The sequence below is a fragment of the Aminobacter sp. 01T433 genome, from assembly GCF_056398585.1.
The window spans coordinates 76649-100461 of the sequence record NZ_JBFTPR010000019.1; the positions used below are offsets into that span (position 1 = coordinate 76649).

General features: G+C 63.4%; 25 protein-coding genes. 14 read left to right on the forward strand and 11 right to left on the reverse strand.

All coding sequences use genetic code 11. From position 1 onward, the window contains the following. Positions 1-8 precede the first annotated feature (8 nt). The 6 genes from AC1DLV_RS25385 to AC1DLV_RS25410 all read left to right on the forward strand — a co-directional run bounded on the left by AC1DLV_RS25385 (position 9) and on the right by AC1DLV_RS25410 (position 5422). On the forward strand, positions 9-539 hold the full coding sequence (locus AC1DLV_RS25385) for a copper chaperone PCu(A)C (RefSeq protein WP_476802812.1): 531 nt from the start codon (positions 9-11) through the stop codon (positions 537-539). 20 nt (positions 540-559) lie between these two features. Then, complete coding sequence (locus AC1DLV_RS25390; RefSeq protein WP_476802813.1) at positions 560-2188, forward strand: copper resistance CopC/CopD family protein; 1629 nt, start codon at positions 560-562, stop codon at positions 2186-2188. A 78-nt stretch (positions 2189-2266) separates the two neighbouring features. Next, complete coding sequence (locus AC1DLV_RS25395; RefSeq protein WP_476802814.1) at positions 2267-3172, forward strand: NAD-dependent epimerase/dehydratase family protein; 906 nt, start codon at positions 2267-2269, stop codon at positions 3170-3172. Between the two features lie 12 nt (positions 3173-3184). Then, positions 3185-3628: a nuclear transport factor 2 family protein gene (locus AC1DLV_RS25400; protein WP_476802815.1), complete on the forward strand. Its 444-nt coding sequence runs from the start codon at positions 3185-3187 to the stop codon at positions 3626-3628. 178 nt (positions 3629-3806) lie between these two features. Next, the gene (locus AC1DLV_RS25405; RefSeq protein ID WP_476802816.1) at positions 3807-4670 is read left to right on the forward strand and encodes an SDR family NAD(P)-dependent oxidoreductase; all 864 of its coding nucleotides are present in this window, start codon (positions 3807-3809) and stop codon (positions 4668-4670) included. A 200-nt stretch (positions 4671-4870) separates the two neighbouring features. Beyond that, positions 4871-5422 (forward strand): HdeD family acid-resistance protein, encoded by a 552-nt coding sequence (locus tag AC1DLV_RS25410; protein ID WP_476802817.1) that lies wholly within the window; start codon positions 4871-4873, stop codon positions 5420-5422. 43 nt (positions 5423-5465) lie between these two features. On the opposite strand, the gene AC1DLV_RS25415 is transcribed toward AC1DLV_RS25410, so the two are convergent. From AC1DLV_RS25415 to AC1DLV_RS25430, 4 genes are all read right to left on the reverse strand, one after another. Beyond that, positions 5466-6488 carry a histone deacetylase family protein gene (locus AC1DLV_RS25415; RefSeq protein ID WP_476802818.1) on the reverse strand — a complete coding sequence of 341 codons (1023 nt, stop codon included), beginning with the start codon at positions 6486-6488 and terminating at the stop codon, positions 5466-5468. Beyond that, positions 6485-7000: an N-acetyltransferase family protein gene (locus AC1DLV_RS25420; protein WP_476802819.1), complete on the reverse strand. Its 516-nt coding sequence runs from the start codon at positions 6998-7000 to the stop codon at positions 6485-6487. The genes AC1DLV_RS25415 and AC1DLV_RS25420 overlap by 4 nt, the downstream gene beginning before the upstream one ends. Before the next feature lie 110 nt (positions 7001-7110). After that, the gene (locus tag AC1DLV_RS25425; protein ID WP_476802820.1) at positions 7111-7497 is read right to left on the reverse strand and encodes a DUF2794 domain-containing protein; all 387 of its coding nucleotides are present in this window, start codon (positions 7495-7497) and stop codon (positions 7111-7113) included. A 503-nt stretch (positions 7498-8000) separates the two neighbouring features. After that, on the reverse strand, positions 8001-8762 hold the full coding sequence (locus AC1DLV_RS25430) for a DUF1223 domain-containing protein (RefSeq protein ID WP_476802821.1): 762 nt from the start codon (positions 8760-8762) through the stop codon (positions 8001-8003). Positions 8763-8967: 205 nt separating this feature from the next. On the opposite strand from AC1DLV_RS25430, the gene AC1DLV_RS25435 reads away from it, so the two are divergent. Continuing rightward, complete coding sequence (locus AC1DLV_RS25435; RefSeq protein WP_476802822.1) at positions 8968-9666, forward strand: ceramidase domain-containing protein; 699 nt, start codon at positions 8968-8970, stop codon at positions 9664-9666. 12 nt (positions 9667-9678) lie between these two features. Here the strand turns inward: AC1DLV_RS25435 and zapE are convergent, their stop codons facing one another. Together zapE and AC1DLV_RS25445 are read right to left on the reverse strand one after the other, a co-directional pair. Then, positions 9679-10866 carry a cell division protein ZapE gene (gene zapE, locus AC1DLV_RS25440; protein ID WP_476802823.1) on the reverse strand — a complete coding sequence of 396 codons (1188 nt, stop codon included), beginning with the start codon at positions 10864-10866 and terminating at the stop codon, positions 9679-9681. 32 nt (positions 10867-10898) lie between these two features. Beyond that, complete coding sequence (locus AC1DLV_RS25445; RefSeq protein ID WP_476781750.1) at positions 10899-11444, reverse strand: protease inhibitor Inh/omp19 family protein; 546 nt, start codon at positions 11442-11444, stop codon at positions 10899-10901. A gap of 222 nt (positions 11445-11666) precedes the next feature. Here AC1DLV_RS25445 and dapF point away from each other — a divergent pair, with 222 nt between their 5' ends. The 6 genes from dapF (at position 11667) to AC1DLV_RS25475 (ending at position 17092) form a co-directional block, all read left to right on the forward strand. Next, positions 11667-12551 (forward strand): diaminopimelate epimerase, encoded by an 885-nt coding sequence (gene dapF, locus AC1DLV_RS25450; protein WP_476836279.1) that lies wholly within the window; start codon positions 11667-11669, stop codon positions 12549-12551. Further along, positions 12551-13834: a tRNA (N(6)-L-threonylcarbamoyladenosine(37)-C(2))-methylthiotransferase MtaB gene (gene mtaB, locus AC1DLV_RS25455; RefSeq protein WP_476802825.1), complete on the forward strand. Its 1284-nt coding sequence runs from the start codon at positions 12551-12553 to the stop codon at positions 13832-13834. The genes dapF and mtaB overlap by 1 nt, the downstream gene beginning before the upstream one ends. Positions 13835-13847: 13 nt before the next feature. Next, on the forward strand, positions 13848-15470 hold the full coding sequence (gene ftsY, locus AC1DLV_RS25460) for a signal recognition particle-docking protein FtsY (RefSeq protein WP_476802826.1): 1623 nt from the start codon (positions 13848-13850) through the stop codon (positions 15468-15470). 3 nt (positions 15471-15473) lie between these two features. Beyond that, positions 15474-16127 carry a septation protein A gene (locus AC1DLV_RS25465; RefSeq protein WP_476802827.1) on the forward strand — a complete coding sequence of 218 codons (654 nt, stop codon included), beginning with the start codon at positions 15474-15476 and terminating at the stop codon, positions 16125-16127. Positions 16128-16135: 8 nt separating this feature from the next. After that, the gene (locus AC1DLV_RS25470) at positions 16136-16750 is read left to right on the forward strand and encodes a pyridoxamine 5'-phosphate oxidase family protein (RefSeq protein WP_476802828.1); all 615 of its coding nucleotides are present in this window, start codon (positions 16136-16138) and stop codon (positions 16748-16750) included. A gap of 174 nt (positions 16751-16924) precedes the next feature. Then, positions 16925-17092: a hypothetical protein gene (locus tag AC1DLV_RS25475; protein WP_476802829.1), complete on the forward strand. Its 168-nt coding sequence runs from the start codon at positions 16925-16927 to the stop codon at positions 17090-17092. Between the two features lie 8 nt (positions 17093-17100). On the opposite strand, the gene AC1DLV_RS25480 is transcribed toward AC1DLV_RS25475, so the two are convergent. The 5 genes from AC1DLV_RS25480 to ccmA form a co-directional block, all read right to left on the reverse strand. Next, a complete protein-coding gene (locus AC1DLV_RS25480) occupies positions 17101-18156 on the reverse strand; it encodes a DUF2332 domain-containing protein (protein WP_476802830.1) in 1056 nt (351 codons plus the stop codon). Positions 18157-18183: 27 nt separating this feature from the next. Continuing rightward, positions 18184-18762, reverse strand: coding sequence for a DsbE family thiol:disulfide interchange protein (locus AC1DLV_RS25485; protein WP_476802831.1), 579 nt, complete (start codon positions 18760-18762; stop codon positions 18184-18186). Beyond that, a complete protein-coding gene (gene ccmD, locus AC1DLV_RS25490; protein WP_476802832.1) occupies positions 18759-18929 on the reverse strand; it encodes a heme exporter protein CcmD in 171 nt (56 codons plus the stop codon). The genes AC1DLV_RS25485 and ccmD overlap by 4 nt, the downstream gene beginning before the upstream one ends. A 126-nt stretch (positions 18930-19055) precedes the next feature. Beyond that, positions 19056-19721 carry a heme exporter protein CcmB gene (ccmB, locus tag AC1DLV_RS25495; RefSeq protein WP_476802833.1) on the reverse strand — a complete coding sequence of 222 codons (666 nt, stop codon included), beginning with the start codon at positions 19719-19721 and terminating at the stop codon, positions 19056-19058. A 48-nt stretch (positions 19722-19769) separates the two neighbouring features. Next, entirely contained in the window at positions 19770-20381 is a 612-nt protein-coding gene (gene ccmA, locus AC1DLV_RS25500; protein WP_476802834.1) for a heme ABC exporter ATP-binding protein CcmA, read from the reverse strand. A 284-nt stretch (positions 20382-20665) separates the two neighbouring features. On the opposite strand from ccmA, the gene acnA reads away from it, so the two are divergent. Then, positions 20666-23356, forward strand: coding sequence for an aconitate hydratase AcnA (gene acnA, locus AC1DLV_RS25505; protein WP_476802835.1), 2691 nt, complete (start codon positions 20666-20668; stop codon positions 23354-23356). The last annotated feature ends 457 nt before the right edge of the window (positions 23357-23813 follow it).

Below are 23813 nucleotides of genomic sequence, written 5' to 3' on the forward strand. Positions count from 1 at the left end.
GTCATCCTATGAACATGTCCGTCCGCGCTTTCGCGCGCCCGCTTTTCCGCAGCTTCGAAGAGCGCCTTGGCATCGTCGTCTTTGCCGCCATGCTGCTGTTTGCCTCGACCCATGCCTTGCTCGCCCATGGCTTCAAGGCAGGCGATCTCGAGATCGGCCACCCCTGGTCGCGCGCAACGCCAGCCGGCGCCAAGGTTGCCGCCGGCTATCTCACCCTCAAGAATAACGGCAGCCAGCCGGATCGGCTGGTCTCGATCCAGTCCAACGTTTCCGAAAAGGCCGAGATCCACGAGATGGCGGTCGACGCCAAGGGCGTGATGACCATGCGCCAGGTGACCGATGGCGTCGAAATCCCTGCCGGCGGTGAAGTCGCGCTCAAGCCGGGCTCCTATCACATCATGTTCATGGGGCTGAAGGCGCCGGTGAAGCAGGGCGAAAAGTTCTCGGGCACGCTGACCTTCGAAAAGGCCGGCACAGTCACGGTCGAATTCGCGGTCGACGCCATGGGCGGCCAGAGCCAAGACCACTCAAGCCACTAAGACCATGGGCCACTAAGACCATGGGCGCGCGCCATCCACTTCATCGCCAAGGCAGCATCGTGCTGCTTGATGGCGCGCGCCGTTGGCTTGCCGGCCTGATCGTTGCCGTTGTCGCCCTTTTGGGTGCGACGGCGGCGGCAAGTGCTCATGCCTCGCTGCTGCGTTCGACGCCGGTCGAAGGTAGCGTCGTCGGGCAAGCGCTCGCGCAGGTTACATTGACATTCAGCGAACCTGTGACGCCGCTGGTGCTGGAGCTCACGCGTCCGAGCGGCGGATCCGCCAGGCTTGTCGGGACGACCTCTGGGGCTGTCGTTGGTGTCGACCTGCCGGCGAACGACATGGCTGAGGGCACTTATCTGCTGTCGTGGCGGGTGGTGTCTTCAGATGGGCATCCTGTCGGCGGTGTCCTGACATTTTCGGTCGGCAGTCCCAGCGCGGCACCCCTTGCACCGGCCCTCGATGACAAAGCCCTTCACAGGGCACTTTGGGCTGCAAAACTCGCGCTTTATCTCGGCCTGTTCTTCGGCGCCGGCAGTGCCTTTGCCTTGGCGTGGCTCACGCCGAAAAGCCGTCATGGCAGCAGCGCGGCCACGGCATTCACCATGCTCGGCCTTGTCGCCGTACCTGTCTCATTCGGCCTGCAAGGGCTCGACGCGCTCGGCGCACCGCTGGGGATGTTCGGCCAGGCCGTGGTCTGGCAGGCGGCTGCGGCGACCAGCTACGGCTTCACCGCGACAATCGCCTTCATCGCATTGGCGCTGGCACTTTTGGCGCTGGTGGCAGAGGGCGTGCTGGCCCGCTTGCTTTCGCTGGCTGCCCTCGTTGGCGTGGGTGCCGCACTTGCCGCAAGCGGCCATGCCAGTGCGGCCGCGCCGCAATGGCTGACGCGGCCGATGGTCTTCATCCACGCGGTCGGCATCGCATTTTGGGCCGGGGCGCTTTTGCCGCTCGGTTTTATCTTCCGCCAGACGTCCGATGCCGGCGAGGCGTTGCGGCGTTTCTCGGCCACGATCCCTTGGGTGGTCGCAGCCCTGATCGGCGCAGGCGTCGTGCTTGCATTCATCCAGGTCGATAGCGTCGCAGCCCTTTGGCAGACCGCCTATGGACGGCTTCTGCTGGTCAAGCTTGCTCTGGTCGCGCCCCTGCTTGCTCTCGCCGCTTACAATCGCTGGCGACTGACCAAGCCGGCACTGGCAGAGCAAGTGGATGCGCAGCGCCTGTTGGTGCGCAACATTGTCGTGGAGACGCTGCTGATGGTGGCGATCCTCGGCGTTGTCGCGGGGTTCCGCTTTACGCCGCCACCGCGCGTTCTGGCGATCGAGGCCGCCGAACCGGCGGCGATCCACATCCACACCGCTGACGCCATGGCCGACCTCACCATAACGCCCGGCCATGCCGGCAAGGTCAGCGCCTCGATTGTGGTCATGACCGGGGATTTTGGGCCGCTCGATGCGCAAAGCGTCAGGCTCCGCCTCAGCCGCCCGGATGCGACACCGGTCAGTATGGCCGCGCGCAAGCCCGGCGACGGCACCTGGCGGGCCGACAATCTCGAACTGCCGGTGCCGGGAAAGTGGACGGTTGCGATCGATATCGGAATTTCCGAGACCAGCCGTGTGTCGCTGACGGGCGAAATCGCCATCCGCCCGTAGTCGATACGGACGATGCCGCACGCGCATCCTGACCTATGGTCCCGGCATTCGATTGCGAGAAATGCCCGGGAGTTGCGTGTGAAAATCCTTATCGTTGGCGGAACGGGCATGATCGGCGGGCATACGGCCGGTTACCTCAAGGCGCAAGGCAACGAGGTGGTGCTGGCGGCGCGCAAGCCTGCGCCCGAAACGACGCCGATGGCCGCCTATCCGACGATTTATGGCGACTACACCAAGGGCGATTTCTCCAAGGCCGATCTGGCGCCCTTCGACGGCATCCTGTTTGCCGCCGGCAACGACATTCGCCATCTGCCCAAAGGCGTGGACGAAAACGAGTTCTGGACCAGGATGCAGATCGAAGGCGTGCCTGCTTTCGTCGAGCTTGCGCGCCAGGCCGGCGTTCGCCGCGTCGTCCATATCGGCAGCTATTATCATCAGGTCATGCCGAAGCTGGTCGAGACCAACGCCTATGTGCGCGGCCGCAGCTTGGCCGACGAGGGCGTGCGCGCGCTTGCCACCGACGACTTCAACGTCTCGACACTCAACCCGCCGTCGATCGTCGGTTATGTCCAGGGCCTGCCGGCCAAGCGCTACGAGACGCTGATGGCCTATGCGCGCGGCGAGACCGAGATGCCGATCTTCGCTCCACCGGGCGGCACCAACTACATGTCGGTGCAGTCTCTGGCCGAAGCGATCTGGGGCGCCTTCCAGCGCGCCGAGAGCGGCAAGGCCTATCTCGTCGGCGACGAGAACCTGACCTTCCAGCAGTATTTTCAGTCGCTTTTTGATGCCGTCGGCAACCCGCACCGGGTTGAGGAACGCAACGAAGAGCATCCGCTGCTACCCGACTTCTTCATCGTGCCTGGCCGTGGCAACATCCTGGCCTATGAGCCGGATGCCGAGGAAACGAAACTCCTGGGCTATCGCCGCAACGACGTGCAGCGGGCGCTTCGCGAGGTCTTTGCGCAGGTCTCCGGCAGCTAGCAGGAGGTAGGCATGGCAGACAATCAGGGCGCCTTGCTCATGGAGATCGCGCTTCGGCGCGTATCGGAACGTTACGCCTATGCCGTCGACACCGGCGATGGCGACTTGCTTGCGGCGCAGTTTACACCAGATGGCATCGTGATTGCGCCGCGCGGGACATTCGAAGGCCTCGAACAGATCCGTGGCATTCCGGCGATGGTCGCCAGCCGCTACCTCAAGACCTTCCATGCCGTGCTCAACCAGATGGTCGAGCCTGTCGAAGGCGGTGCGGAGGGCGAAACCTATTGCCTGGCACGGCACTATTTCCGCGATCCGGCCGGCCGCTACCTCTGCTACGAGATGACCATCCGCTACCGCGACCGCTTCGCCCGTACTTCGGACGGCTGGCGCCTGTCGCGCCGCGAACTGGTGGTTGTCGGCACCCACACCTACGAGGCGCAGGAAACGGCGAGCTAGGTGCATCGATCTTCAGGTGATGCCGGCCTGCAAATGGCGGCTCCCTGCGCTTCCGGTACTCACGTACCTAAACGTACGCTCCGTTCCGGTACTCGGGACCCACCATTTTCGGCTCGGCCTGACCTGAAGCTCGACACACCCTGGCGGTAGCGCCAATTTGCAGATTACGGAGGACAACATGCCGGACGAAATCTCCATCCTTGGCCTCGCCGGAAAAGTGGCGCTCGTGACCGGCGGCGGCGCTGGCATCGGCCGTTCTACGGCAGAGCTTTATGCCCGCGCCGGCATGAAGGTCGCGGTCGCCGAGATCGATCCGGATCGAGCGGCTTCAGTGCGCGAGGCGTTGGGGCCCGACCACCTCGTGGTCGAGGCGGATGTGCGCAAGGCGGCTGACGTCGCGCGGCTGATTGCTGCGGTGCGCGAACGTTTTGGCCGGCTCGACGTTGTCGTCAACAATGTCGGCGACTATCTCGGCTTCAAGACGCCGTTCGAGCAATCGACCGAGGAAGAGTGGACCGCGCTTTACCACGTCAACTTGCTGCACATGTTCCATGTCAGCAAGGCTGCAATCCCGCTGATGCGTGAGAGCGGCCCGGGCGGCAGCATCATCAATGTCTCGACCATCGAGGCCTTCCGCGGCATCCCGATGACGGTGGTCTATTCGGCATTCAAGGCGGCCGTCACCGGCTTTACCCAAAGCCTCGCGGTCGAGCTCGGCCAACATGGCATCCGCGTCAACGCGATTGCGCCCGAAACCACCAATTCAGCGCAAATCGTGGCGACGCCGCGCGTGCCGCAGGAAAACGTCGAGCATCTCAAGCGCTGGTTCCCAATCGGCCGCTTTGGCGAGGGTTCCGACTCGGCGGGTGCGGCGCTGTTTCTGGCTTCCGACGTGCTTTCAGGCTGGGTGTCTGGCACGACCATCCATGTCGATGGCGGCGTGCTTGCCGCCGGTGCGTGGATGCGCATGGCCAATGACGCCTGGACGCATCTGCCGGTCATCGAGGTTGACGGCTACACGCCGCGTCCCAACGCGCGCTGAGGCTGCACGACGAACCTCAGTCGGCACGCGACTGATTCGCGCGTGCAGCCTCCTTGCCGACGGTTTCGCGTTCCGGTTGCCAATCCCTGGCATATCTCCCACAAATGGGCATCTGGCGCGTCTGACGCGCGGAAGTTGCTGGAGCGGCCTTCTTGCGTCTAACCGGACGCGTAGCGCTCCACGGGTCAAGGGAGCAGGGCATGGCCGAGGGCAAGACCAAACGTTTTGAAGCGACGTTGACGGCGTTGCGGGGCATTCTGATCGTGGCCGCCGCATTGGTCGCGTTCTTCTATCCCATGCAGGCGGTGCAATTGCTGGTCATGGTCGGCGGCGGCCTTTTGCTCGTCGATGGTATTCTGGGGCTGGCGACAATCGATTATGCGGCGCCGCGGACAACCGGCCATTGGCTCGCGCTCGCCCGCAACCTGTTGTCGATCGCCGCCGGCGTGATCGTTCTGTGCAGCGGCTTGCTCGCCAGCGTCTTCACCTTGTCCTTCCTGGCCAGGCTTGTCGGCCTGCTTGCCCTCGTTGTCGGCCTGATCGAGATGGCGTCGAGCTTCCTCGACCGCGATCGCCAGACGCGGCTATGGCCGACGCTGGTCGGCGGCGCGGTCTATGCCGCTTTCGGCCTCGCGCTGATGTTCGTGCCCCTGACCAGTGCAGCGACCTTGATGCGCATCGCCACACTCCTGATGCTACTCTACGCGGCTTTGCTCTTTTACCGCGCCTGGCGTGTCCGCGTTGCCGTGTGATCAGTTCGTTAGAGCTTTCCGAATCGATTCCGATTTTCGGGGCCTATGCGCCGGCAAAACCGGTGAGGAAGGCTGTCAAATTGTCGCCAAGCGCGTCGCAGAGATAGCCGCCTTCCTGGACGATGACCGTGGGAAGGGCCAGCTTGGCGATTGCTTCGGCGATGCGCGAAAAGCCAGGCGTCGTCACCGACAGCCCGCCGAACGGGTCGCCTTCAAAGGCATCGAGCCCGAGTGCCACGACCAATGCGTCAGGTGCGAAGGCCTGGATGCGGCGGTTGGCGTGCGCGAGTGCTTCGAGGAACTCGGCGTCGCCCGATTTGCGCGGCAAAGGCAAATTGTAGTTGTAGCCGAGGCCTCCACCTTCGCCGCGCTCGTCGGCATGGCCCCAGAAGAACGGGTAGAAGCGGCTCGGGTCGGCATGCAGCGACACGGTCAAAACGTCGGGCCGGTTGTAGAAGATGCCTTGCGTGCCGTTGCCGTGATGCAGGTCGACGTCGAGGATGGCCACGCGTGCCACTGTGCCGCGCAGCCGCTGTGCGGCGATGGCCGCATTGTTGAAGAAGCAAAAGCCGCCGGCGACATCGGCAAAGGCGTGATGGCCGGGCGGACGGCACAACGCATAGGCCGCCGGTTCGCCCGAAAGCACGGCCTCGGTCGCGGCAACCGCACTCCACGCACTCCAGCAGGCGCTGTCAAAGGTTTCGGCCGAGATCGGGCAGGCGGTGTCGGCCATGTGGTATCCGGCCTGGCCGGCAGCCCCGGCCGGATAGGTGCCGTTGCGGGCGAGTGGGTGGATGTTGGGGATCACTTCGGCTGAGGCGCCTTCCATGCGCTGCCAGCGTTCGAAGATATGGGTCAGGAAATCGATGTATTCGGGCGTATGGACCGCCGCGATAGGGCCAAGGCCGTAATTCTTCGGGCGATGGATCGAGGTGCCCGCGCGGCGCGCGCCCGAAAGCAGGCGCTCGACGCGCTCGGGCTGCTCCGGATTGGGTTTTTGCGCGCCCATCGACAGGAAAGCCTTGGGATCGTGGCGCTTCTGCTCTTCGGCGTAGAAAGTCTTCATTTTGGCTCCCCGCTAGCTTCGCTCAGCGCTGTGAAAGTCCGTTCCTCGGCGATGTAAGAGCGTTGATCGCTCGTCCATTCAAAACCCAGCCTTTCATAGAAGTCTTGCGCGCGCGGGTTTGCCTCGTCGACCGAAAGCCGCATGTAGACGCTGCCCTTGCTGCGGGAAACTTTGGCGACATGCCGCAAAAGCTGCTCGCCAATGCCAAGATTGCGGAAATCCTCGTCGACGAACAGATCCTGGACAAACACGCCCGGGCGACCGTACCAGCTCGAAAAGATCGGGAAAAACAGGCACATGCCGGCAAATGCGCCGTCCGCCTCGGCAATAACCGCCTCGAAGGCCGGCTTTTCGCCGAAGCCGAAATGCTTGAGGTTTTCCTCGGTGCAGATCAGGTCCGCCTGGCCGATATGTTCGGCAAGGTCGACGATCGCCTTCATGAGCAACGGCACATCGTTTGACGTGGCTGGACGGATAGTGACGGTGGGCTGTGACTTGGTGGTGATGCTCATTCTCCCAATTCTGCTTTGGAAGCGGAATTGATAGCATCGGGGCGGCGATGACGAGCGGATTCAGTTTCTGGCCGCAAGGATATTGCCGCCATGGCCCCACGCTGCTGGGCTTACGCCTCGACGAGCTTCAACCGTTTGTCGAAGACGCCGAGCACGCGGGCCAGCTCATGGCCGCGCTTGAGGATCAGCCCGCCGGCGGCAACTACCGAAAAGGCGCCTTGCTTGCGGGCGAATTTCGGGTCCTTGACGATCTGGAACAGCGGGGTTTCGCTGGTGCGGCGGAAAACCGAGAAGACGGCGCGGTCGCTGAGATGGTCGATGGCGTAGTCGCGCCACTCATTGGCGGCGACCATGCGTCCGTAGAGCCTGAGAATCTGATCGAGTTCACGTCTCTCGAATGCCACTGGGAGGTCTTGGCGCTCCCTACGGGCCTCATGGAGTGGGATCAAAACCGCGGATGTCTCGCCATCCTCCGCCCCAGCACCGCGATCAGTCATCAATCGTTCCCTTGCAGAATACGACCTCGACGCGTGCATGCCGCCCGAAAATCGGAAACGATCTTTCGGAAAGGATCATGCCCAAACTCAAGCTGATACAGACTCAAACTGCTACAGCGTCCGTTGCGCGTCCAAGAGGACGTGCGACGTTGTTAGAATCGCGCATTCGCGCCCGAATTGCAAGCCAGGGCAGGGAATCAAGCCTGCCTGGACTGGGTCACGGAGGGTTACAGTAAAGGTAACGTCTGCAAGACAGGCTGTTGGAATTGGTGATGACTCGCCACATTCCTGCCGTTTTTTATCCGCGCTGGCGCCCCAATGTCCAACGATTTTACCCGTGTTGCCTGAGACGGTTCGGTCCGGCACCGGCTCGTAAACCCCAAGCCCCCCGCCCACGGGCCTGAGTCGGATCGAACCAACCTCGCCCTCCTTGAGGGCCAGGTGCGACGATCCCAAAATCTGAAGCCGACGTCTGGTAGCAAGCTGGCGTCGGCTTTTTTGCGTCAAAGTGCTGTGACCGGCTTGCGAACGACCGCTGCGCCGAGGATCGGGCCAGGCAGCCCATCCTTGCCGACCGCCTGCAGCAACACCGCGCAGCCGCCTTTCTTTTCCACTTCGCTCTTGGGCAGTTCGAAACGCTGTGCCTTGCCGTGCCACATGCCGGCTGTGTGCAGGTCTGTGACGGCATTCCAGTACGTGACGCTGCGGCCCTTGTTTTCGCCTTTCTGGAGGTCGACGACCTGCGGCGGCTGGTAGTGCACGACCACGACATGGGCGGCATTGTTTGCCCCTTTGGCCTCGCCGACGTCGATGGTGTAGGTGTCGCCACTTTCGGTGACCTTGACGTCGACATTCATGCCCTGTCCGGTCTTGGCAAGGTTGTCGAGCGCGCCAGTCACTTCCTCGCGCTTGGCCCCGTTGACATGGGTGCGGCCGTTGATGACGGCCTGGGGCGTGTAGACCGAGCGTGAGCCGAAGGCGCGCATATAGGCGTATTGGCGCTCGGTGTTGTCAGTGCTCGCCAGCTTGTCCTGCCAGCCGAGATAGTCCCAATAGGTGACGTGATAGGCAAGCGCCACGATGTCGTCCTGGGCGGCGAATTTCGCAAACAGCTCATCAGCCGGCGGACAGGAGTTGCAGCCCTGGCTGGTGAAGAGCTCGATAACGCCGAGAGGACGTGTCGTGGGTTCGGCATGCGTTGTGCCGGTAAACCCGGCAACGGCCAGCGCCACCGCTGCCAGCCGAAAAGATCTGCGAAACTCCATGACCAATCCAGTTCCTCGACCGGCGTCACCGGCTTTTTCTTTTGGTTGCCGAAATATGTGGCAGATGCGCCATTCAACGGGAAGTCACGTTGCGGTGAAATTTTAGCTAGATTGCATTTCCGCAGCGTCAGCTTCGGGCTGTGGAATTTCTTATCGAAAATACCCCGTTCGGGTTAGAATTCGGAAACCGGCGAGGGGGATTTCAATGCTGGAACAGCTCAGCCAACATCTCGACCTCTATTGCGAGCGTAGCGATATCGGGCTCTGGGCCGAACCGCTCAACGCCTTGAGCAATCTCGCCTTTTTCGCAGCCGGCCTGTGGGGTGTCTACGAAGCGCGGCGACTCAAGGCTGGTGCCTTCGCCGAAGTGCTGGGCTGGTGGGTGGTGGCGATCGGCGTCGGCTCGACGCTGTTTCACACCTTCGCCACCGAAGCCACCAAATGGGCCGACATCTTGCCCATCGCCGGTTTCACGCTTGCCTATACTTTGTTCAACCTGCGCCGCTTCGCCGGCATGGCGTGGCCGAAAGCGCTTGGCATCTTCTTTGGTTTCTACATAGCGGTCGGCTTTGTCACCTTCATGGTACCGGACTGGCTGCGCGCCGCCTCCAATGGCACCACCGGATACCTGCCGCCGTTTCTGGCGCTGATCTTCTTTGGCTGCGTGGTGATTGCCAAAGGCAACCGCGCCGGCTGGTACAACATCGCTGCCGCCGCGATCTTTGTCGCTTCTGTCACCTGCCGCGTCATCGACCCGCTGGTCTGCGACGCCATGCCGATCGGCACGCATTTCATGTGGCATATGCTCAACGGGCTGATGCTCGCCGTGCTGCTGGCCGCGACCACGCGTTATGGGAACCCTGGGTCGGCCGATCGGACGGGCATGCAAACCGTGCGCGCCTGACGACGGGCGGTCTTATCCGGCCAGGGACGTTGCTGGTTTCGAATGCTTCTCGGCCCAGGCGTCGAGCCATTCGGCTCCCTGCATCTCGATCAGGCGCGACGAGGTCCGGTCGAACTCGAAGGCTTCGTGGCCGCGCTTGCCGGCATAAAGCTTGTCGGGCGTCGCCGCCGCACTCAGCACCAGCCGCGCATGCTGGTCATAAAGCGTGTCGATCAGTAGGATGAAACGCTTGGCTTCGTTGCGGTTGGCTTCCGCCATGACGGGCACGTGATCGACGAAAACAGTCGGATATTTCGCCGTGATCGCCAGATAGTCGCGCGCCGCGAGCGGTTTTTCACACAGGTCGGCGAAGGAAAAGCGTGCGCATCCGTCGACCGCCGCCGGCACATGCACCTTGCGGCCCTTGACTGCGACAATGGCCGGCTCGGCGGCAACGCCGTGGGTCACCTTCGCCCAGGCCTTGTCCATCGCCTGGTCGGCCGTCTCGCCCAGCGGGGTCAGGTAGACCGGCACGCGGTCGAGCTTTTCCAGCCGGTAGTCGGTGTCGGCATCGAGATTGAGAACAACGGTGTTCTGCTCGAGCATGCCGATGAATGGCAAGAACAGCTGGCGGTTGAGTCCGTCGCGATAAAGATCGCGGGGCGCGACGTTGGAGGTGGCGACAAGCACGACGCCGAGGCCAAACAGCGCCGAAAACAGCCTGGACAGGATCATCGCATCGGCGATGTCGGTGACCGAGAATTCGTCGAAGCACAAGACCCAGGCTTCTTCGGCAAGGGCCGCGGCCACCGGTGGGATCGGATCGTCGTCGCGCGAGGTGCCGTTCTTGCGTGCCGCGCGCTGCTTTTGGATGCGGTCGTGCACATCGGCCATGAAGTCGTTGAAATGGACGCGGCGCTTGTGCTTGACCGGCACGAGCTCGAAGAACATGTCCATCAGCATGGTCTTGCCGCGGCCGACGCCGCCATGGACGTAGAGCCCCTTCACCGGCTCGTGGCGCGGCTTGCGCTTGGCAAACAGCCAACCCAGCGCGCTCGACTTGCGCGCCAGCCTTTTGTCGGAAATCTCGTCGATCAGCCGGTCGAGTGCGGCAACGATCGTCAGTTGCGCGGGATCGCGGCGGACGCTGCCCATTTCGACGAGATGGTCATAGCGCTGCCTGACGGTCGCATGGGTCTGTAGGCCGTCACGCAGGTGCATGGGTCACTCAGGCACGAATTCGTAAGTCCGCACTAGCGGTGGAGCGAGATCGGCAGGCCGTTCGAGGTCTGGCCGTCGAAGCGGCCTTCACCCGACGAATACAGCCTCGCCAGCGACGCGCCGCCTTCATCGTAAAGGGTCAGCTGCTTGCCGGCGACGTTCCACGACTTGACGCCGTCGATTGGTGCCGGGCAGCGCAGCGGGCCAGCGCGGAAACCCTGGCCGAACTTGGTCTGCGGCGTTGCCACCTTGCAGCTCTGGCCGGAAACCGAGGCGCTCCACACGCCGGCAACACTTGTTGCGGTCAGGTCGGGTGCGTTGGCGGCAGCCGCACCGCCGTCGGCGGGCAGGGCCGCGACCTGGGTCTGCTGCTGCGGTGCTGCCGGGAATTGCGATGCGCCTGCCGCACCAGGTGCTGAGGGCGGTGGCAACTGACCGCTGGTCACGGTGCCGGCGGGTGCTGCGGGCAGCGGGGCCGGCTGGGTGTCCATCGAGGAAAGGCGCGTGCTGTTACAGCCGGCAGCCGCCAAAAGCGCCACCAGCGATGCGGCCAGCAGGCCGGTTTTCGAAAAAGCCATTGCATTCCCTCCGTGGGGCAGTTCTGGGGGCGCCCCCGCGCGATCGACAGTTCGCCTGTAAAGCGGCGAAGTTGGCACAATTTCAACCGCATATGGTTAAAATAGGGTTTGCATTGGAATTTGTTGCAAAATTGTCGCAAGTCTTGGCCCGGCCCGCCAAGACTGGTAATTCGGCGATGTTTCCGCCATATAGGCGCCAAACAGCCGCGAGAAATTTCCACCATGGCCAATATGGCCCCATTCGCCAAGATGAACGGGCTCGGCAACGAGATCATCGTTGCCGACATGCGCGGTCGCGCGGACCGCGTTGCGCCTGCCGCAGCCGTGGCGCTGAACGCCGATGCGGCGACCAGGTTCGACCAGATCATGGCGATCCACGACCCGTGCACGCCTGGCACCGCCAATTATATCGAGATCATCAATTCCGACGGCTCCAAGGCGCAGGCCTGCGGCAACGGCATGCGCTGCGTCGTCCAGGCGCTGGCCGCCGAGACCGGGCAGAAGCTGTTCACCTTCGAGACCATCGCCGGCATTCTCAATGCCGAGGAGCATGACGACGGTTCGATCTCGGTAGACATGGGCGTGCCGCGCTTTGGCTGGCAGGACATTCCGCTCGCCGAGGAATTCCGCGACACGCGCGCCATCGAGCTGCAGATTGGGCCGATCGACGCGCCGGTGCTGCATTCGCCCTCGGTCGCCTCGATGGGCAATCCGCACGCCATCTTCTGGGTCGACAAGGATGTGTGGTCCTACGACCTCGAGCGTTTCGGTCCGCTGCTCGAAAACCACCCTGTTTTTCCCGAGCGCGCCAATATCTCGATTGCTCAGGTGACCTCGCGCGAGACGCTGAACCTGCGCACCTGGGAGCGCGGTGCCGGGCTCACGCTGGCCTGCGGATCGGCCACCTGTGCTGCTGCCGTCAGCGCCGCGCGCACCGGCCGCACCGGCCGCACCGTCACCGTCACCGTGCCGAGTGGCGGCACACTCAAGATCGACTGGCGCGCCGACGATCATGTCGTCATGACCGGCCCGGCCGAGTGGGAATTCTCCGGCAGCTTCGATCCGGCCACCGGCGCTTGGATCCGTGACCAGCAGGACGTCGCCTGATGGCAGTCGACGTCGTTACTTTCGGCTGCCGCCTCAACACCTATGAATCCGAGGTGATGAAGCGCGAGGCCAAGGCCGCCGGGCTGGAAGAGCTCAAGGGCGGCGCGGTGATCTTCAACACCTGCGCGGTCACCAGCGAAGCCGTGCGCCAGGCCAAGCAGTCGATCCGCAAGGCACGCCGCGAAAATCCAGACGCGCGCATCATCGTCACCGGCTGTGCCGCGCAGACCGATCCGGCCGCCTTTGCCGATATGGCGGAAGTCGACCTCGTGCTCGGCAATGAGGAAAAGCTCAAGTCGCACAATTACCGGGCGCTGCCCGATTTCGGCGTCAACGATTCTGAAAAGGCCCGCGTCAACGACATTTTTTCCGTGCGCGAAACGGCGGGCCATATGGTCGACGCCATCGAGGGTCGGGCGCGTGCCTTCGTGCAGGTCCAGAATGGCTGCGACCATCGTTGCACCTTCTGCATCATCCCTTATGGCCGGGGCAATTCGCGCTCGGTGCCGATGGGGGCTGTTGTCGAGCAGATCAAGCGGCTCGCCGGCAATGGTTACGCCGAAGTGGTGCTGTCGGGCGTCGACATGACCAGCTACGGTGGCGACCTGCCGGGGGCGCCGCGCCTCGGCAAACTGGTCAAGACGATCCTGCGCCAGGTGCCCGACGTGCGCCGGCTGCGCCTTTCCTCCATCGATTCGATCGAGGCCGACGAAGATTTGCTCGAAGCCATCGCCACCGAAAACCGGCTGATGCCGCATCTGCATCTGTCGCTGCAGTCGGGTGACGACATGATCTTGAAGCGCATGAAGCGCCGCCATCTGCGCGACCAGTCGATCCAGTTCTGCCAGGATGTGCGCAAGCTGCGCCCCGATATCGTCTTCGGCGCCGACATCATCGCCGGTTTCCCCACCGAAACAGACGAGATGTTCGAAAACTCGATCCGGATCGTCGAAGAATGCGGGCTGACCCATCTCCACGTCTTCCCGTTCTCGCCGCGCGAAGGCACGCCCGCAGCGCGCATGCCGCAGGTCCGACGCGAGATCGTCAAGAAGCGCGCGGCACGCTTACGCGCCGCCGGCGAGGCGGCCTACCAGCGCCATCTCGAAAGCCTGACGGGCTCGCGCCAACAGGTGCTTGTCGAGCGCGAAGGGCTTGGCCGCACGGAAGGCTTCACGCTTGTTGCGCTCGATCAGGGTGCGCCGGGCGAAATCATAGAGGTCGACATCGCCGGACATGACGGCGAGCGGCTCACAGCGGCACCGGCCGCCGCACGCGCGGCCTGACGAAAGCGACCGCATGGCATTCGGGTTCATCAAGAAAGTCTTTTCCTTCGGCAAGAAGGAAGCTCCAGAGCAGCCGGCCGAGGACGAGGTCCTGCCGCCGCTGAATTTCGACGCGCTCCAAGCGCTGAAGCCGACCGAAGAAGTGGTCGAGCAGGTCGCAGAAGCGCAGCCTGAAATCGAGCCCGCGCCCGTAGCCCCTTCGGTGCCTGAGGCGACCCCGCCGGACGAGCCTGCGCCTGAAGTGCCTTCGCCTGCACCTGAGAAGCCTGCCGAGCAGCCGGTCCCCGAACCGACCCCGGTCGAGCCCGAGCCGCTTCCGGTAGAAATCCCTGTTCCGCCGGCCGAGCCAGCCGAACCGGATCAGCCTGAAGAAATTCCCTACCAGCCGGAGCCGTCCGAAACGCCGCCGACGATGCGGGAGGCGGAGGCTGAAATCGCACCGGCTGTGTTGGTAGAGCCATCGCCGGCCGTCGTCCCTGAGATCGTCGAAACGCCGGTTCAGGTTGAGGCTGCCCGACCAGCGCCGAGCACTGCGGAAACAACCTCCTCTGGTCCATCGGACCATCTCCCTCTCAAGGGAGAAGAGGACGTCCGGCCGTCACCCGTCGCCGAACAACCGGCTGTGTCGCCCGCCCCAAAACCCGCAGCCGGCAAGGTCACGGTCAGCAAGAAGGTCGAGCAGAAGGCCGAAATCGTTGAGACTGTCGCGCCCGCGCCGAGGGTCAGCTGGTTCCAGCGCCTGCGTCAGGGCCTGTCGCGCTCGTCCAAGGAGCTGTCGGGCAACATCGCCGGCATCTTCACCAAGCGTAAGCTTGACGAAGACACGCTGCAGGACCTCGAAGACGTGCTCATCCGCGCCGATCTCGGCGTCGAGACGGCCCTTCGTGTCACCGACGCGCTGGCTTCCAGCCGTTATGGCAAGGACGTGTCCGACCATGAGGTCCGCTCGATCATGGCCGTCGAGATCGAAAAGGTCCTGACGCATGTGGCGCTGCCACTGGAGCTCGACCTGTCGCACAAGCCACACGTCATCCTGGTCGTCGGCGTCAATGGCACCGGTAAGACCACCACCATAGGCAAGCTCGCGGCAAAACTGACCGAGGGCGGGCTATCGGTGATGCTGGCCGCCGGCGACACGTTCCGCGCCGCGGCCATCGAACAGCTCAAGATCTGGGGCGAACGCACCAAGTCGCCGGTCATCGCCTCGAAGCTCGGGGCGGACGCCGCAGGCCTTGCCTATGACGCGTTCGAGAAGGCCAAGGAAGCCGGCTCGGATGTTCTGATCATCGACACCGCTGGCCGGCTGCAAAACAAGACCGAGCTGATGGCCGAGCTCGAAAAGATCGTGCGCGTGCTGGGCAAGCTCGACCCCGAAGCGCCGCATACGGTGCTGCAGACTGTCGATGCCACCACCGGCCAGAACGCGCTCAACCAGGTTGAGATCTTCCGCAATATCGCAGGTGTGAACGGCCTGGTGATGACAAAACTAGACGGCACGGCGCGCGGCGGTATTTTGGTCGCAATCGCCGCCAAACATAAACTGCCGGTCTATTTCATCGGCGTCGGCGAACAGGTCGACGATCTCGAACCCTTTTCGGCAAGCGATTTCGCCAAGGCGATCGCGGGAGTCGCCTGACCTATGAACGCACCGATCCTCGAACGTGATCCTTCGGACCCGACGACCAAGAAAGAAGAGGTCAGCCCGATCCTCAAGCTGGTGCTGGAGCTCGGGCCGCTTGTCGTTTTCTTCTTCGCCAATGCGCGCGGCGAATGGCTGGCGTCGCATTTCCCGACCTTGGCCGAGATGGGCGGGCCGATCTTCATCGCCACCGGCCTGTTCATGGCGGCAACCGCGATTGCGCTGATCGCGTCGTGGCTGCTCACCCGTTCGCTGCCGATCATGCCGCTGGTGTCGGGCGTCGTCGTCTTCGTCTTCGGCGCGCTGACGCTCTACCTTCAGGACGATATTTTCATCAAGATGAAGCCGACCATCGTCAATACGCTGTTCGGCGTGATCCTGCTCGGCGGCCTGCTCTTCGGCAAGTCGCTGCTCGGCTACGTCTTCGCCTCCGCCTTCCGGCTCGATGCCGAGGGCTGGCGCAAGCTGACCTTTCGCTGGGGCCTGTTCTTCCTGTTTTTGGCCGTGGTCAACGAAGTGGTGTGGCGCTCGTTTTCGACAGACGCCTGGGTCACGTTCAAAGTGTGGGGCATCATGCCGATCACGCTTTTGTTCACTTTTAGCCAGATGCCACTGATCATGCGCCATTCGCTGGACGATCATTCGTCGAAATAGGGGGAATCATGGAGTTCATCGCCGACCGCGAGTCCCTGCGCCAGCATTACCGGGCGCCCGGCGACGGCGCGGTGAAGAAGGAACTCCGCCGCCTCGATCATCACGCCAAAAGTTTCCTGGCGCGCAGCCCTTTCGTGCTGGTCGGCTCGTCCGACGACAAGGGCAATGCCGATGTCACGCCCAAGGGCGACAGGCCGGGTTTCGTTGCCGTGCTGGACGATGACACCATCGCCATTCCCGACCGGCCGGGCAACAACCGGCTCGATACGCTCGAAAACGTCATCGTCAATCCGGCGGTCGGCCTGCTGTTTCTCATTCCCGGCATGAACGAGACGCTGCGTATCAATGGCGAGGCGCGCCTCACCGCCGATCTCGCCTTGCGCGAACAGCTCGCCGCCGAGGGCAAGCCTCCGGTCACCGTCATGGTGGTTGCCATCAAGGCGGTCTACATGCACTGCGCCAAGGCGTTCATGCGCTCCGAGCTTTGGGCGCCTGGGACCTGGCCCGACCGGGCCAGCCTGCCGACATTGGGGCAGATGCTGCGCGACCAGCTGGCGCTGGCCGAAAATGCCGAGGCGCTCGATCGCTCGCTCGACGAGTCCTACCGTAAGACCATGTGGTAGCCTGAATAGGGCCGGCCCCGCAGGGGCGTTAAGTCTCGTTAACCCGTTATGCGCGTTACGCATTGCTGCATTGCAGCATCTTATTTTGCGGCGCGGCAATTCCTATGTCATCTTCAGATTGATCAGGGAGGTCATATCGCGCCGCGAAAAGCGGCATGATGAAAGGAACAAGCCATGTTTTTTGACAGCCTTCTGACCCGTGCCCGCGAAAGCGCTTCCAAGCGCAAGCACTACAAGCGCCTTGTCGCCGAAATCGACAGCTTCTCTGGCCGTGACCTGGCCGACATGCGCGCCGACCGCAGCGAGATGCTGTTCCAGGCCTACAAGCAGGTTTACGGCTGAGCTTCGGCTTAACCGAGCCACTCTATCCAGCGGCCGTGATAGTCGCAGCGGGCGAGCGGCCTCGTGGTGCCGCCCGGCCATGATGTCAGGCTGAGCGTGGCGTAGGGATCGCCCGCCGCAAGCGGCTCCATCCGGAGCCAATAGAGCGGCGAGCGCATCGTCGCTGCCTCGCCAGCCGCCTCCAGAAGCTCCAAAATCTTCGCTCGCGTCGCCTCTGGCATGTATTGCCACATGATCGAGTGGAACAGCACGAAGGCTGCATCCGGCCGTCGCGCCGAAAGCCGCTGCTCCAGAAATTCCGCGGCACCTTCCTTCGCCAATGCTGGCCGTGCCCGCTCGGCGAGGCCGATCGCGGCATCGAGACGCTCAAGTCGCAATGTCTGGTCGGCCCAGACATAGGCTCGAAGCCTCAGCCGCTGCGCCGGATCCGAAATGCGGATCGGCGCAATATCGCAGCCGGCCTGGTCAATGACCTGCAGTTCCCCCGATAGAGGCGGCACCGGTCCCCTGACATCGGGCGCGAGTTGCACCGGCGAGGCAACGTCGCCCCAATCCTTTTCCCCGTAGCGATAATGAAACCGGTCGAAGAGCAGGTTGAGCCCAGCACTTGAGCCGATCTCGGCCAGTTCCAGCGGCAGGCCGCTTTGCCTGGCAATCGCCAAAAAGCCCGGCAGCAGCATGGCAGAACGAGCGATCTCATTTGTCTGCGGCGCGCTTTCGAGTACCTCAAGCAGGTGGCCCTCGTTGCGTGCGAGGGCGCTTGGCATGGACGACGCGATGGCCAGATCATCGGCTGTCTCAGGCGGATAGATCTTTGCCAGCTCGGCGTCGGCGCCAGACAGCACCAGTGCGTGCAAGCCCCCGCAGAGCCTCAAGGCAAGCGCATCGGCGCGTGGATCGCCAGGCCAGCGAAGCACCTTGCGCCCGACCGCGCTTTGATCGTCGAGGACGTTGGCCAGCACCCGGCACAATCGCGCCGTGAATGGCGAACCGAGCTGATCGCAGGCATCGGCCTGATTATGGAAATGGACGCGGATGCGGGAGGCGAGATCGCTGTCGGGCATGGCGGGCAGACTAACCCGCGCCGCGACTTATTGGGAAGCGGCGACCGCTTTTTCGATCTCGGGCATCAGCGTCTTCGCTACGGCTTCGGGCGTCAGCGGGCCGACATGCTTGAAGGCGATCTTGCCGTCCTTGCCGACGAGGAAGGTCTCCGGAATCCCATAGACGCCCCAGTCGATCGCCGCGCGGCCGTTGGGGTCGACGCCGACCGCGTCGAAGGGATTGCCGAGATCGCCGAGGAAACGGCGCGCATTTTCCGCCTTGTCCTTGTAGTTCAGGCCCACGATGGTCAGGCGCTCGTCCTTGGAGAGGCCGACGATGACAGGATGTTCTTCGCGGCAAGGCGCGCACCACGACGCCCAGACATTGACCAGCGTCACCTTGCCGATGAATTCAGCCGAGTTCAGGCCAGGAAGCGAAATGCCTTCGAGCGGCGGCAACTCGGTCTTGGGTGCCGTGTGTCCGATCAGGGCCGAGGGCACGACCGTCAGGTCGCGGCCGGACAAAAGCTGCATCAGGAAAACGCCGGCGAGTGCCAGAAACAGCAGCAGCGGCAGCAGCACGACGAGTTTGCGCGGACGCGCCGATTGTTGCGGCTCGATGGTCATGATGCGGTTCCGCTGCGGTCGGAGCGACGACGGAAGCCGGCTGCCTCGAGTTCGGCCATTTCGCGCTTGCGGGCGCGCTGGTCGGCGAGGATCCACAGGATCAACCCGGCGATGGCGATCGCCGAGACACCATAGGCGGCGGCGACATAAAGAGCATGCGCGCTCATCGGGCACCCATCCGCTGGCAAAAATCCATCATGTCGCTGTTTCCGAACATGTCCTTCACTTAGCCGTGGGGGTGCCGCTAGGCAATCGGACGCCGCGCCGCACCGTCAGAGTTGAAGCGATCGTGATCAGTCGGTGCCCGAGCGCAAGGCGACGGCCGCTGCCAGCGGGCCGATGACGGCCAAAAACATGGTCAGCGCACATAAGATCATGAAGGGCGGGGCGAACGGGTCGGGATCGTTGACCGCGCCATAGGCCGCCGTCACGCCGAAGATCAGCACCGGGATGACCAGCGGCAGCACCAGTACCGAAATCAGCAGGCCGCCACGGGGCAGGGCGACGGTGACCGCAGCACCGGCTGCGCCGATGAAGACGATGGCGGGTGTGCCGACAAGCAGCGTGAGCGCCGCGGCCCCGATGCCGAGCGGCGACATGTTCATGAACAGCCCGAGCAGCGGGGCGGCGATGACCAGTGGCAGCACGCTCGCACTCCAGTGCGCCAGGCATTTGACGAACACCGTCAGCGCCAGCATGTGCCGGTCGGCGTTGAGCACCAGAAGGTCGAGCGAACCGTCCTCGCGGTCGGCCTGAAACAGCCGGTCGAGGCCGAGCAGGCTGGCGAGCAGGGCGCCGATCCAAAGAATCGCCGGCCCGATGCGGGCGAGCAGGTTGAGGTCGGGGCCGACGCCGAAGGGGATGGTGACGATCACGGCGAGGAAAAACAGCACGCCCGTCAGCGCCCCACCGCCGGAGCGGATGCCCATGCGCAGATCGCGAAGGTAGAGGGCTAGCATGAGGGGTGCCGCCTTTTCGTGCGGGCGCGGCGAGGGGGCGCGGAGTTTTCAAACATGCATCCGCCCCATCTCCAGCGTCTTTGCCCCACTCAGCCCCAGAGGCAAGTGGGTCGCGGCGATGATGATGCCGCCGGCGGCGCAATGCGCTTTCATCAATTCGCCGAATTGGGTTTCCGAGGCCTTGTCGAGGCCGGCGGTGGGTTCGTCGAGCAGCCAGACCGGGCGGTGGCTGATCAAAAGCTTGGCGATCGCGGCGCGGCGCTTCTGGCCGGTCGAGAGATAGCCGAAGGGCAGGTGGCCGAGGCCGCCAAGCCCGACATCCTCCAGCGCCTCACCGATGCCAAGCTTTCCGTTGCCGGCAAAGCTCTGCCAGAATTCCAGGTTCTCAGTGACGGTGAGGGCAGCCTTCATCGCGTTCTGGTGGCCAAGATAGTGGCAGGCTGCGGCAACCGTCGAAAACTCCTCGCCGCCGCCCTCGACAACGATTCGCCCCGATACATGCGGCAACAGACCGGCAACAACACGCAGCAGCGTCGACTTGCCGGAGCCGTTGGGGCCGGTGATGACAAGTGCCGCACCATCCTCGAGCGAAAAGCCCACGCCGGCAAAAACTGCCTCGCCGCCGCGTTCTCCGCTTAGATTTTCGGCGATCAGCCGCATCTTTTCCCCATCGCCGAAAGTCTTGTCGCCGTCACTTTGCGTTGCGGCAAAATAGGCGAATCTCGGTCTAGAACTATTCCAATAAATTCTCTATATGCCACACGACCATGCCAGCGGTCGGCATGGAAAGAGAATTTGCGCCGAACCAGCGCACGCGCCGCCTTGAACGGCTCGGGTTGCTTGGGACCGGACAGCGGAAATGGCCGTACCCGCACCTTTGCGCGTGATTGCATGCCATCGGAGTCCGTTCCCGTGTAGGCTGAACAGACAAGGATGGATCGCACGTGTCCAAATCACTCGACAGTTTTAATTGCCGCCGCACCCTTACCGCTGCTGGCACCGACTATGTCTATTACAGCCTCATCGAGGCCGAGAAGAACGGCCTGACCGGCATTTCGCAGCTGCCTTATTCGATGAAGGTGCTGCTTGAAAACCTGTTGCGCAACGAAGACGGCCGTACCGTCACCAAGGAAGCCATCCAGGCGGTTGCCGGCTGGCTGACCGACAAGGGCACCGCCGGCGTCGAGATTGCTTACCGTCCGGCCCGCGTCTTGATGCAGGATTTCACCGGCGTTCCCGCGGTCGTTGACCTCGCAGCGATGCGTGATGGCCTGGCAGCACTCGGCGGTGACCCGCAGAAGATCAACCCGCTGGTGCCTGTCGACCTGGTCATCGACCACTCGGTTATCGTCGACGAATTCGGCACCCCGCTCGCCTTCGCCCGCAATGTCGAGCTCGAATATGAGCGCAACGAAGAGCGCTACAAGTTCTTGAAGTGGGGCCAGCAGGCGTTCCGCAACTTCCGCGTCGTGCCGCCCGGCACCGGCATCTGCCACCAGGTCAACCTCGAATACCTCGCCCAGACCGTCTGGACGAACACCGAGGACGGCGAAATCACCGCCTATCCCGACACCTGCGTTGGCACCGACTCGCACACCACCATGGTCAACGGCCTGGGCGTGCTCGGCTGGGGCGTCGGCGGCATCGAGGCGGAAGCCGCGATGCTCGGCCAGCCGGTCTCGATGCTGTTGCCTGAGGTCATCGGCTTCCGCCTGACCGGCAAGCTGAAGGAAGGCGTGACCGCCACCGACCTGGTGCTGACCGTCACCCAGATGCTGCGCAAGAAGGGCGTGGTTGGCAAGTTCGTCGAGTTCTTCGGTCCGGGCCTGTCCAACATGACGCTGGCCGACCGCGCCACCATCGGCAACATGGCGCCCGAATATGGCGCGACCTGCGGCTTCTTCCCGGTCGATGTCGAGACCATCCGCTACCTCAACATGTCGGGCCGCGCTGAAAACCGCATCGCGCTCGTCGAGGAATATTCCAAGGCACAAGGGATGTGGCGCGACACCGGCTCGGCCGATCCCGTCTTCACCGATTTGCTCGAGCTCGACATGTCGACTGTCGTTCCTTCGATGGCTGGCCCCAAGCGTCCCGAAGGCCGCATTCCGCTCGAAGGCATCGCCTCGGGCTTTGCGACCGCACTTGAAGCCGAATACAAAAAGACCGTCGACCAGTCGAAGCGCTACGCCGTCGAAGGCGCTGACTTCGACCTTGGCCATGGCGACGTGGTGATTGCCGCGATCACGTCCTGCACCAACACCTCCAACCCGAGCGTGCTGATCGGTGCTGGCCTGCTCGCCCGCAACGCCAACCGCATCGGCCTCAAGCAGAAGCCATGGGTCAAGACCTCGCTGGCGCCTGGTTCGCAGGTTGTCGCCGAATATCTCGAAAAGGCCGGCCTGCAAAAGGAGCTCGACCAGATCGGCTTCAACCTCGTTGGCTTTGGCTGCACGACCTGCATCGGCAATTCCGGACCGCTGCCGGCGCCGATCTCCAAGACCATCAACGACAAGGGCCTGATCGGTGCGGCGGTGCTTTCGGGCAATCGCAACTTCGAAGGCCGCGTGTCGCCCGACGTGCAGGCGAACTATCTCGCCTCGCCGCCGCTGGTGGTTGCTTATGCGCTGGCCGGTTCGGTCACCAAGGACCTGACATCAGAGCCGCTCGGTGAGGATCGCGACGGCAACCCGGTGTTCTTGAGGGACATCTGGCCGACCAATGTCGAGATCGACCAGTTCATCGCCGAAAACGTCACCCGCGAGCTGTTTGCCCGCAAATATGCCGACGTCTTCAAGGGCGACGAGAACTGGCAGAACGTCCAGGCGCCGGAAGGCCAGACCTATGCCTGGGACGACAAGTCGACCTATGTGCAGAACCCGCCTTACTTCGTCGGCATGGGTGCAAAGCCAGCCAAGATCGGCAAGATCGAGGGCGCGCGCGTGCTCGGCCTGTTCGGCGACAAGATCACCACCGACCACATCTCGCCGGCCGGTTCGATCAAGGCGGCATCGCCTGCCGGCAAATATCTGGGCGACAATGGCGTTGGCGTTGCCGACTTCAACCAGTACGGCACGCGTCGTGGCAACCACGAGGTGATGATGCGCGGCACCTTTGCCAACATCCGCATCCGCAACCACATGCTGGGCGAAAACGGCCGCGAGGGTGGCTACACCTTCCACTATCCGTCCAAGGAAGAGCTGCCGATCTATGACGCGGCGATGCAGTATCGCGCCGAAGGCGTGCCGCTGGTTATCTTCGCCGGCGTCGAATACGGCAACGGCTCGTCGCGCGACTGGGCTGCCAAGGGCACCAATCTGCTCGGCGTGCGCGCGGTCATCGCCCAGTCCTTCGAGCGTATCCACCGCTCGAACCTGGTCGGCATGGGCGTGATCCCCTTCACCTTCGAAGAAGGTACGAGCTGGAAGACACTTGGCCTCAAGGGCGACGAGCAGGTGACGATCGACGGTCTCGAAACGATCAAGCCGCGCCAGAAGATGGTGGCCAAGATCACCTTCGCCGATGGTTCGGTGAAGGACGTTCCGATCCTGTGCCGCATCGATACGCTCGACGAGCTCGACTACTACAAAAACGGCGGCATCCTGCAGTACGTCCTGCGCGACCTCGCCGCGTAAGTTTTTCGCGCTGATCACGTGAAACAAGCCGCCGGAGTGCCAAGCTCCGGCGGTTTTTTGTTTTCCCTCGCCCCGTTTACGGGGAGAGGGTGGCCCGAAGGGCCGGGTGAGGGGCAGAGCCAAATTCGGCAAGTTCGAGCCGCCCCTCATCCGCCTGCCGGCACCTTCTCCCCGTAAACGGGGAGAAGGAGCCAAGCTTGTTCACTGCCACGCCCCGTTTCCGGTCTGGCTATTGCTACGGAAAAGTTCGGGAAGCGGGGCGCGAGGCCGTGCCTTCCGATAGTTGTTTAGTGGCGCGACGTTCGCGTCCCGCTCGGTGTTCTTGCCCCGCTCAGTCGCCTCGGCTTTCACCGCCAGCCGCCGCAAGGCCCGGGCTTGGGGGCTCATCACCCAGCAGGAGAACCGACCTCCCACCAGCCCGGCACCGGCGCTTCCCCCCGAGCCCGGTGCGCACCGG

Coding starts and splice junctions, on each gene's coding strand:
- AC1DLV_RS25385 (WP_476802812.1), top strand. CDS start 9: ATGAACATGTCCGTCCGCGCTTTCGCGCGCCCGCTTTTCCGCAGCTTC.
- AC1DLV_RS25390 (WP_476802813.1), top strand. CDS start 560: ATGGGCGCGCGCCATCCACTTCATCGCCAAGGCAGCATCGTGCTGCTT.
- AC1DLV_RS25400 (WP_476802815.1), top strand. CDS start 3,185: ATGGCAGACAATCAGGGCGCCTTGCTCATGGAGATCGCGCTTCGGCGC.
- AC1DLV_RS25405 (WP_476802816.1), top strand. CDS start 3,807: ATGCCGGACGAAATCTCCATCCTTGGCCTCGCCGGAAAAGTGGCGCTC.
- AC1DLV_RS25410 (WP_476802817.1), top strand. CDS start 4,871: ATGGCCGAGGGCAAGACCAAACGTTTTGAAGCGACGTTGACGGCGTTG.
- AC1DLV_RS25415 (WP_476802818.1), bottom strand. CDS start 6,488: ATGAAGACTTTCTACGCCGAAGAGCAGAAGCGCCACGATCCCAAGGCT.
- AC1DLV_RS25420 (WP_476802819.1), bottom strand. CDS start 7,000: ATGAGCATCACCACCAAGTCACAGCCCACCGTCACTATCCGTCCAGCC.
- AC1DLV_RS25425 (WP_476802820.1), bottom strand. CDS start 7,497: ATGACTGATCGCGGTGCTGGGGCGGAGGATGGCGAGACATCCGCGGTT.
- AC1DLV_RS25430 (WP_476802821.1), bottom strand. CDS start 8,762: ATGGAGTTTCGCAGATCTTTTCGGCTGGCAGCGGTGGCGCTGGCCGTT.
- AC1DLV_RS25435 (WP_476802822.1), top strand. CDS start 8,968: ATGCTGGAACAGCTCAGCCAACATCTCGACCTCTATTGCGAGCGTAGC.
- zapE (WP_476802823.1), bottom strand. CDS start 10,866: ATGCACCTGCGTGACGGCCTACAGACCCATGCGACCGTCAGGCAGCGC.
- AC1DLV_RS25445 (WP_476781750.1), bottom strand. CDS start 11,444: ATGGCTTTTTCGAAAACCGGCCTGCTGGCCGCATCGCTGGTGGCGCTT.
- dapF (WP_476836279.1), top strand. CDS start 11,667: ATGGCCAATATGGCCCCATTCGCCAAGATGAACGGGCTCGGCAACGAG.
- mtaB (WP_476802825.1), top strand. CDS start 12,551: ATGGCAGTCGACGTCGTTACTTTCGGCTGCCGCCTCAACACCTATGAA.
- ftsY (WP_476802826.1), top strand. CDS start 13,848: ATGGCATTCGGGTTCATCAAGAAAGTCTTTTCCTTCGGCAAGAAGGAA.
- AC1DLV_RS25465 (WP_476802827.1), top strand. CDS start 15,474: ATGAACGCACCGATCCTCGAACGTGATCCTTCGGACCCGACGACCAAG.
- AC1DLV_RS25470 (WP_476802828.1), top strand. CDS start 16,136: ATGGAGTTCATCGCCGACCGCGAGTCCCTGCGCCAGCATTACCGGGCG.
- AC1DLV_RS25475 (WP_476802829.1), top strand. CDS start 16,925: ATGTTTTTTGACAGCCTTCTGACCCGTGCCCGCGAAAGCGCTTCCAAG.
- AC1DLV_RS25480 (WP_476802830.1), bottom strand. CDS start 18,156: ATGCCCGACAGCGATCTCGCCTCCCGCATCCGCGTCCATTTCCATAAT.
- AC1DLV_RS25485 (WP_476802831.1), bottom strand. CDS start 18,762: ATGACCATCGAGCCGCAACAATCGGCGCGTCCGCGCAAACTCGTCGTG.
- ccmD (WP_476802832.1), bottom strand. CDS start 18,929: ATGAGCGCGCATGCTCTTTATGTCGCCGCCGCCTATGGTGTCTCGGCG.
- ccmB (WP_476802833.1), bottom strand. CDS start 19,721: ATGCTAGCCCTCTACCTTCGCGATCTGCGCATGGGCATCCGCTCCGGC.
- ccmA (WP_476802834.1), bottom strand. CDS start 20,381: ATGCGGCTGATCGCCGAAAATCTAAGCGGAGAACGCGGCGGCGAGGCA.